General features: G+C 70.9%; 5 protein-coding genes. All 5 read right to left on the reverse strand.

All coding sequences use genetic code 11. The features are described from left to right. Positions 1 to 518: 518 nt before the first annotated feature. Positions 519 to 3,131: a DEAD/DEAH box helicase gene (locus GHC57_RS20595; protein WP_153346979.1), complete on the reverse strand. Its 2,613-nt coding sequence runs from the start codon at positions 3,129 to 3,131 to the stop codon at positions 519 to 521. A 432-nt stretch (positions 3,132 to 3,563) separates the two neighbouring features. Continuing rightward, positions 3,564 to 4,370 carry an ABC transporter ATP-binding protein gene (locus GHC57_RS18310; protein WP_153346981.1) on the reverse strand — a complete coding sequence of 269 codons (807 nt, stop codon included), beginning with the start codon at positions 4,368 to 4,370 and terminating at the stop codon, positions 3,564 to 3,566. Next, entirely contained in the window at positions 4,367 to 5,236 is an 870-nt protein-coding gene (locus tag GHC57_RS18315) for an ABC transporter ATP-binding protein (RefSeq protein ID WP_153346983.1), read from the reverse strand. The genes GHC57_RS18310 and GHC57_RS18315 overlap by 4 nt, the downstream gene beginning before the upstream one ends. A 4-nt stretch (positions 5,237 to 5,240) precedes the next feature. Next, on the reverse strand, positions 5,241 to 6,161 hold the full coding sequence (gene nikC / locus GHC57_RS18320) for a nickel transporter permease (RefSeq protein WP_153346985.1): 921 nt from the start codon (positions 6,159 to 6,161) through the stop codon (positions 5,241 to 5,243). Then, positions 6,158 to 7,264 (reverse strand): ABC transporter permease, encoded by a 1,107-nt coding sequence (locus tag GHC57_RS18325; protein WP_153346987.1) that lies wholly within the window; start codon positions 7,262 to 7,264, stop codon positions 6,158 to 6,160. Before GHC57_RS18325 ends, nikC begins: the two co-directional genes overlap by 4 nt. Between the last annotated feature and the right edge of the window lie 580 nt (positions 7,265 to 7,844).

Consider the following 7,844-nt stretch of genomic DNA (forward strand, 5'->3'; position numbering starts at 1 on the left):
GAGCCCTCCTCGCCAGCCAGTGGACCTGTTACCCATGTTGCCGGTCTATTCTGTTACCTAGGTAGCCGGTCTGTACCCCGACACAACCCCTCCCAGCCTCCCCCCCCTTCCGGGGGGAGGGAGTCCGGTGGGCGCCTCGTGAACCGGAACGCCTTCCCCAGTCATGGGGGAGTTTTGGGGGGGGTCAGGCTCAATGCGCGACGCCAGCAGGGCCCTTCTGGTCCCCGGTGTTCCGTGATCACCCGGAATTCGAGAGGGTGGAGCCCTGAGCAAGACCGGGACCTCGACGAGGTCTTCGCCTGAAATGCGCGACCGAGCGGTCCGGATGGTGAAGGAGCAGTGATACCGCCCGCCGAGGCCGACGCCCGCGATCATGAGACCCTTCGGAAGGCCACGATGGCGGCGTCGGACTCACACCAACCAGCCTCCGGCAAATCCGGGGCGGTTCAGATGGCCCGACCTTTGGGAGGAGAGAACCGGCTCCGGACTCCAGCGGGCATCAACGGATGCCGCTGGGCTTACGACGCCGTTTCGGAGGCCGCGTCCACGGGCGGCGTGCCGCCCCCGTCGCCGCCGCCATCGTTCGGGCCCCCATCGCTGGACCCACCGGACGCCGCGCTCTCCGCGTCGTCGCTCTTTGCCGTCTTGCGACGGGGGCGCCGGGGCTTCGGCTTGGCTTCGGCGTCGGCCTCCGCGCTCTCCCCGGAGTCGGCGTCCGCCGCCGTGGTGGTCTTGCGGCGCGTGCGCTTCGGCTTGGCCTCGGCGTCGGCTTCCGCGCTCTCGCCGGAGTCGGCATCCGCCGCCTTGGTGGTCTTGCGGCGCGTGCGTTTCGGCTTGGCCTCCGCCTCGGCTTCCGTGCCCTCGCCGGAGTCGGCATCCGCCGCCTCGTTGGTCTTGCGGCGCGTGCGCTTCGGCTTGGCCTCCGCCTCGGCTTCCGTGCCCTCGCCGGGCTCCGCGTCGGCTGCCTTGGTGGTCTTGCGCCGGGTCCGCTTCGGCTTGGTTTCGGCTTCGGCCTCCGTGCTCTCGCCGGAGTCGGCGTCGGACGCCTTGGTCGTCTTGCGGCGGGTGCGCTTCGGTTTCACCTCGGCCTCGGCCGGGCCGTCGGTGGGGGACTCGGCGGGGGCGTCGCCGCCATCCGTCTCCGGACCCTCGGGAGCGGTGTCGGAGGGAGGCGCGGCCTCGTCCGCCTTGGCCTTGCGACGGGTGGCCCGGCGGCGCCGCGCGGGCACGTCCGGTGGCGTTTCAGACGTGGGCTCGGACGTCGCGCCGGAGTCCTGCGGCGCTGCCGTCGCCGGCGCCGTCTCGGCGGCCTCGGGCTCCGCGCGATCCCCGGCGTCCGTCTCGGCCGCCTCGGACACCGGCGCGTCCGCGCCCTCCTCGGCGGAGTCGCCGCGGCGGCCGTGGCGCTTGCGCTCGCCGCGTCGGGGCGCGGCGGCCTTGCGGCCGCGCGACCCGCTGTCGGCATCGCGGGATCGCCCGCGCCGCCCGCTCTTGCCGGAGCGCGCGTCAGAGCGCGTGTCGGAGCGCGTATCGGCCTCCTCGGATGCCTCGTCCTCGTCGGGACCCGCCTCCGCAACCGGCGGCCCCATGGGCACCACGGAATCGAAGGTGAAGAAGGCGGGCGTATGGTCGCCGAACGCCAGCACCTTCTCGCCGTGCGTCATGGCCGGCAAATCGTCGTCGCGCCGCCCCCGCCGCCGACGGGAGCGGTCGCCGCCCTCGCCCGCCGGCTTGCGGTCTGCGCGCGGCGGCCGCTCGCTGCGGTCGGTGCGTTCACTCCGCTCGCTGCGGTCTGTTCGGTCGCTCCGCTCGCTGCGGTCGGTGCGGTCGGTGCGTTCACTCCGCTCGCTGCGTTCTGTTCGGTCGCTCCGCTCACCGCGGTCGGTTCGTTCGCTCCGCTCGCTGCGGTCACTCCGGTCCGCGCCGCTGCGTCCCCGTCCGCCGCGCCGGCCGCGGCCACCGCGTTCGGCGCCGCCCGCGTCTCCGGCCCCGGACTCATCCTCGACCGCGTCCAGGCCTTCCAGGTTCATGCGTGGGATGGTCCGGCCCAGCAGTTTCTCGATCCCATCCACGTACTTGGCGTCGTCCGGCGTGGCCAGGCTGTAGGCCGCGCCCTCCTTGCCGGCGCGCCCGGTGCGGCCGATGCGGTGGACGTAATCCTCGGAGTGCGTGGGGATGTCGAAGTTGATGACGTGCGAGACATCATCGATATCCAGCCCGCGCGCGGCCACATCGGAGCACACCAGCAGGTCGGCCTCGTTGTCCTTGAACCGCCGCAGCATCTCGTTGCGGGTGGGCTGGTCCATGTCGCCGTGCAGCGAAATGCAGTTGAACCCGTGCTTTTTCAGCGAGCGGTTCAACACATCCACGTCGCGCTTGCGATTACAGAAGATGAAGGCGTTGCGCACGTTTTCGGTGCGCAGGATGTGGCGCAGGGCTTCGCGCTTGTCGATGCGCGGCACCATGGCGAGATGCTGGGCCACGGTCTCGGCGGCGGTCGCCTTGCGCTCGATGGAAACCTCGCGCGGATTGGTCAGGAAGGCATCCGCGAGCTTGCGGATCTCCTTGTCCATCGTCGCCGAGAAGAACAGCGTCTGCCGCAACGGCGGCAGCAGCGAGACGATGCGCTCCACGTCGGGGATGAAGCCCATGTCGAGCATGCGGTCGGCCTCGTCGATGACGAGCACCTTGACGTCCCGCAGCAGCACCTTCCCCCGCTCGAACAGGTCGAGCAGGCGGCCCGGCGTGGCGATCAGCACATCCACGCCCTTGTCGAGCGCCCGCATCTGGTCGCCCATGCTCTCGCCGCCGATCAGCAGCGCCATGTCCAGCTTGTGGTACTTGCCGTAGAGCGAGAAGTTCTCCGACACCTGCGCGGCCAGTTCCCGCGTCGGCGCCAGAATGAGGGAACGCGGCATGCGCGCCTTCGCCCGGCCGTTGGCGAGAATCTCGATCATCGGCAGGGTGAAGCCGGCGGTTTTGCCCGTTCCGGTCTGGGCGATGCCCAGCACGTCCCGTCCCATCAGGACGTAGGGGATGGCCTTTTGCTGGATCGGCGTGGGCGTTTCGTAGCCCACGTCCTCGATAGCCCTGAGGGTCTCAGGCGAAAGGCCGAGATCAACGAATTTCATGGTGGTCAGGTCGGTCCTCGGACGCTGTGAAGGGGCGCCATTCCGTCGCGGCGCCCACCGGGTGCCGTCACGGCCGGCGCGCCCGGATCGGGGCGCGCACGGGGACGGCGCTGTCAGGCCCGGGTCACGCGGCTCCCTGTCCGGTCGGGGGTGTCCCGGTCGCGGTTGCTGTCACGACACGCCGGGCGCCCGCATCAACGGGGTCGGTTCAATACCCCGCTCATGCCGGCACCCGGTCGCAGCGGACGCAAGGGAGCGGTTCGGCCCGGTTCACGCGGCCGCCCCGCACCGCGAGGCCTGATCGCCCGAACCCGGACCGTGGGCGCGTGCCTACGGCTCAGCGCACTATAGAGCGCACCCCCGTGGTGTCAATGATGGGGCGTGACGGGGTCGCGCCGCATCGCGTCAAGCGTGGCGTCTTTGCATCGGTTTTCACGCACCGCCGCCGAACCCTGGCGATCCGTCCAGGGTCTCGGCGGCCACGGCCCGGTCGTAGCCCTCGGCGGCGCGCAGAAGCTGGCGGGTATAAGGATCGGCGACCGTGCCGGCGCGCAGTTGCGCCACGCTCAGCGGTTCGACCACGCGGCCCTCCTTCATCACCGCCATGCGCCCGCACATGTGGCCGACCACGGCCAGGTTGTGGCTGACCAGCATCATGGTCAGGTCGTGTTCGGCGCGCAGCCGCCGCAGCAGGTTCAGGATCTCGGCCTGCACCGACACATCCAGCGCGCTGGTCGGTTCGTCCAGCAGCAGGATGGCCGGCTCCAGGATCAGGGCGCGGGCGATGGCCACGCGCTGGCGCTGCCCGCCCGAGAGCTGGTGCGGATAGCGGAACCGGAACGAGCGGTCCAGGCCCACGTCGGTCAGCACGCGTTCGATGCGGCCGTCCATGTCGTCGGTCATGCGGTGGATGCGCAGGGGCTCGGACAGGGCGATGTCCACGGTCTGGCGCGGATGCAAGCTGGCGAAGGGGTCCTGGAACACCATCTGCACGCGCTTGTGGAAGGCCTTCGGGCGGCGTCGGCCGGGCGGCAGGTCCTCGCCGGCCACCACCATGCGGCCGGTCCAGTCCGGATTGAGGCCCGACAGCGCCCGCAGCACGGTGGACTTGCCCGATCCGCTCTCGCCCACCAGCCCGAACACCTCGCCCGGCGCGACCGAGAGCGAGACCCCGCGCACGGCCCGCACGGTGCGCGCCCCGGCCTGAAAGGTCACTTGAAGGTCCTCGATCGCGATCATGCGGGCGCGCCCTCCAGCCAGCCCGGGTCCCGCGCCAGCACGGGCAGGTCGCCGTGGCTGCCGCGGATGGAGGGCAGCGCGGCCAGCAGCCCCCGGGTGTAGGGATGGCGGGCGGCGTGCAGATCGGCGGCGGCGCAGGTCTCCATGACGCGCCCCGCGTACATCACCACCACCCGGTCGCAAAAGCTGGCGACCAGATTGAGGTCGTGGCTGATGAACATCAGGCCCATGCCGGTCTCGCGCACCAGATCGTCCAGGATGGCGAGCACCTGCATCTGCACCGTCACGTCCAGCGCGCTTGTGGGCTCGTCGGCGATCAGCAGATCGGGGCCGAGGGCGACCATCATGGCGATCATGACCCGCTGGCCCATGCCGCCCGACAGTTCGTGCGGCCAGGCGTCGTAGACCCGGGCGACGTCGTGGCGAGGGATGCGCACCCGGGCCAGCGCGGCCAGCGCCCGGTCGCGCGCGGCCCGGCGCGACAGGGACGGGTCGGCGGTGCGGAACGCCTCCGTGATCTGGCGGCCGACCCGCATGACCGGATTGAGGCTGTAGGTCGGGTCCTGCAGGATCATGGCCAGCCGCCGGCCACGCAGGCGGCGCATGCGGCGTTCGGGCAGGGATCGCAGGTCCTGGCCGTCGAACGACAGCCGGGCCGCCCGCATCTCGCCGGGCGGGCGGATCAGGCCGAGCACGGACCGCCCGGTCATGGACTTGCCCGAGCCGGACTCGCCCACGATGCCGACGCGCTCGCCGCGCGCCACGGCCAGCGAGACGCCGCGCACCGCCTCGACCACACCCGTGGGGGTGCGGAAGGCGACCCGCAGGTCTTCGATCTCCAGCAGAGCATTGGTGTCTTCGGCCATGGGCTCAGCGCTCCCCGCGCGGGTCGAGCACATCGCGCAGCCCGTCGCCCAGCAGGTTGAAGCCCAGCGCGACCACGAAGATCGCGATGCCCGGCACCGTGGCGACCCACCAGTGATCGAGCAGGTACTTGCGGCCGTCGGCGACCATGGCGCCCCACTCGGGGGTGGGCGGCTGCGCCCCCAGGCCCAGGAAGCCCAGCCCGGCGGCGGTCAGGATGATCCCGGCCATGTCCAGGGTGACCCGCACGATCACCGAACTGGTGCACAGCGGGATCACCTGCCGGACCACGATACGCGCCGGCGAGGCGCCCTGCAGCCGCGCCGCCGCGATGAAGTCGCTGCGGCGGATGGTCAGGGTCTCGGCCCGGGCGATACGGGCATAGGGCGGCCAGGTGGTCAGGGCGATGGCGATGACGGCGTTCTCGATCCCCGGTCCCAGGGCCGCGACCAGGGCGAGCGCCAGGATCAGGCGCGGAAAGGCCAGGAAGATGTCGGTCAGGCGCATCAGCACCACGTCGATGACGCCGCCGGCATAGCCCGCGACGGTGCCGATCAGCAGCCCCACGGGAGCCACGATGACCGCGACCATGATGACGATGGTCAGCGTGATGCGTCCGCCGTGCAGCAACCGCGACAGGATGTCCCGCCCCAGGCCGTCCGTCCCCAGCCAGTGGCCCTCGGTTCCCGGCGGCAGCAGGCGCAGGTCCAGGTTCTGGGCGGTGGGACTGTGCGGCGCCAGCCAGGGGCCGACGGCGGCGATCAGGATCAGCAGCGCGATGGTGATCAGCCCGGCCATGGCCAGGGGGTTGCGCCGGAAGCGCAGCCAGCTTCGGAACAGCTCGCCCAGGCGGGCCTGCCCGCGCGAGGCCGGGGCCTCGGTCATCAGCCAGGCGCGCAGGCCGGGGGTCGGCTGGGTCCCGCTCATGGCCGCGCCCTCGGGTCAAGCAGCCGGTACAGCACGTCCGACAGCAGGTTCAGGCCGATGAACACCGCGCCCACCACCACCGTGCCGCCGAGGACCGCGTTCATGTCCGCGTTCAGCAGCGAGTTGGTGATGTAGAAGCCCAGCCCCGGCCAGGAGAACACGATCTCGGTCAGAACGGAGCCCTCCAGCAGGGTGGCATAGGACAGCGCGATGACCGTGACCAGCGGCACCCAGACGTTGCCCAGGGCGTGGCGCCAGATGACGACCCGTTCCGGCAGCCCCTTCACCCGGGCGGTGGTGATGTACTCCTGCCGGAGTTGCTCCAGCATGAAGCTGCGGGTCATGCGGCTGATGTAGGCGAGGCTGAAATAGCCCAGGATGGAGGCTGGCAGCACCAGATGACTGACCGCGTTTTGGAACACGTCCCACTGACCGGCCAGGGCGGAATCGATCAGGATCACGCCGGTCACGGGCTCCACGAAGCCGTCGTACAACAGATCGAGCCGCCCCGGCCCCGCCACCCAGTCCAACTGGGCGTAGAACACCAGCAGGCCCATCAGGCCGAGCCAGAACACGGGCACCGAATAGCCGATCAGGCCGACCACCCGGATCACATGATCCACCCAGGTGCCCTGCCGCGCCGCCGCGATCACCCCGGCGGGCACGCCCAGCAGCACGCCGAAGATGGTGGCCACCGTGGCCAGTTCCAGGGTGGCCGGGAACACCCGCGCGATGTCCGACGCCACCGGGTTGGAGGTCAGCACGGAGGTGCCGAAGTCCCCGGTCAGCGCGTTGCCCACATAGGTGAGGAACTGCTCCCACAGCGGCCGGTCCAGGCCCATGGCCTCGCGCGCGGCCTGATAGGCGGCCTCGGTCGCGCGGTCGCCGACCACCGCCAGCACGGGATCGACGGGCACCACGCGGCCGATGAAGAACGTCACCGCCAGCAGCCCCAGCACGGTGACCGCCAGCGAGCCCAACAGCCGCAGCGTGGCCCACAGCAGGCGGCGACCGCGCCGCCAGGATGCGGGTGTGTCATCACGGGGCGGCGTCGGCGCCGCGTCGGCGGGCGCCGGGGGCGGCGCGGGTGTGGCGGGGGGCATGAGGGCCTTCGGGACGGACGGAAACGGCCCTCTCCCGATAGCAGGGCCGGCGGGCACCGTCCAGGGGGGCGCAGGACCTGCAGCAATTCTCGGGATGGAGGCAGAACACCGCTGCACCCGGCGCTGGACTGTTCTCCTCCCCCCGCCGGGGGGAGGTTGGGAGGGGGGCGAGGCGATGTCCGCACGGATCCCGCGTCCCGCATCAACCCCACGCTTTTTTTTAAACCCCACGCTTTTTTTTAAACCCCACCCCAGCCCTCCCCTATCCAGGGGAGGGAGGTAAGGTCGCACCCGGGACTCCCGGCGGTTGCCACCAGAGGCCACGCGGCCAAAATGAGAACTGCTGGGGGGCGGCGGTCCCAACCAGGGCTCCGAATCTAGATGACAGGGGTGTCATGGTTTGTGCCTCATCACGAGATCCTTCGCGCTCGAGGGGCGCTCAGGATTGTCTGTTTGATTTGTGGCATTGTGGAGATGCCGGGTTGCGGGGCCCCGGGTGGCCACCCGGGGCCCCGCACCGGATCGTGTGATCGTCTCAGGATGGGGTCTTTGCCCGTTGTCATCGTGATCCGCGATCCGG

This window comes from Roseospira navarrensis (assembly GCF_009601025.1).
Classification (GTDB): Bacteria; Pseudomonadota; Alphaproteobacteria; order Rhodospirillales; family Rhodospirillaceae; genus Rhodospira; species Rhodospira navarrensis.

Bases quoted from the DNA above. Each gene is read 5' to 3' on its own strand.
- GHC57_RS20595 (WP_153346979.1), bottom strand. From the start codon at position 3,131: ATGAAATTCGTTGATCTCGGCCTTTCGCCTGAGACCCTCAGGGCTATC.
- GHC57_RS18310 (WP_153346981.1), bottom strand. From the start codon at position 4,370: ATGATCGCGATCGAGGACCTTCAAGTGACCTTTCAGGCCGGGGCGCGC.
- GHC57_RS18315 (WP_153346983.1), bottom strand. From the start codon at position 5,236: ATGGCCGAAGACACCAATGCTCTGCTGGAGATCGAAGACCTGCGGGTC.
- nikC (WP_153346985.1), bottom strand. From the start codon at position 6,161: ATGAGCGGGACCCAGCCGACCCCCGGCCTGCGCGCCTGGCTGATGACC.
- GHC57_RS18325 (WP_153346987.1), bottom strand. From the start codon at position 7,264: ATGCCCCCCGCCACACCCGCGCCGCCCCCGGCGCCCGCCGACGCGGCG.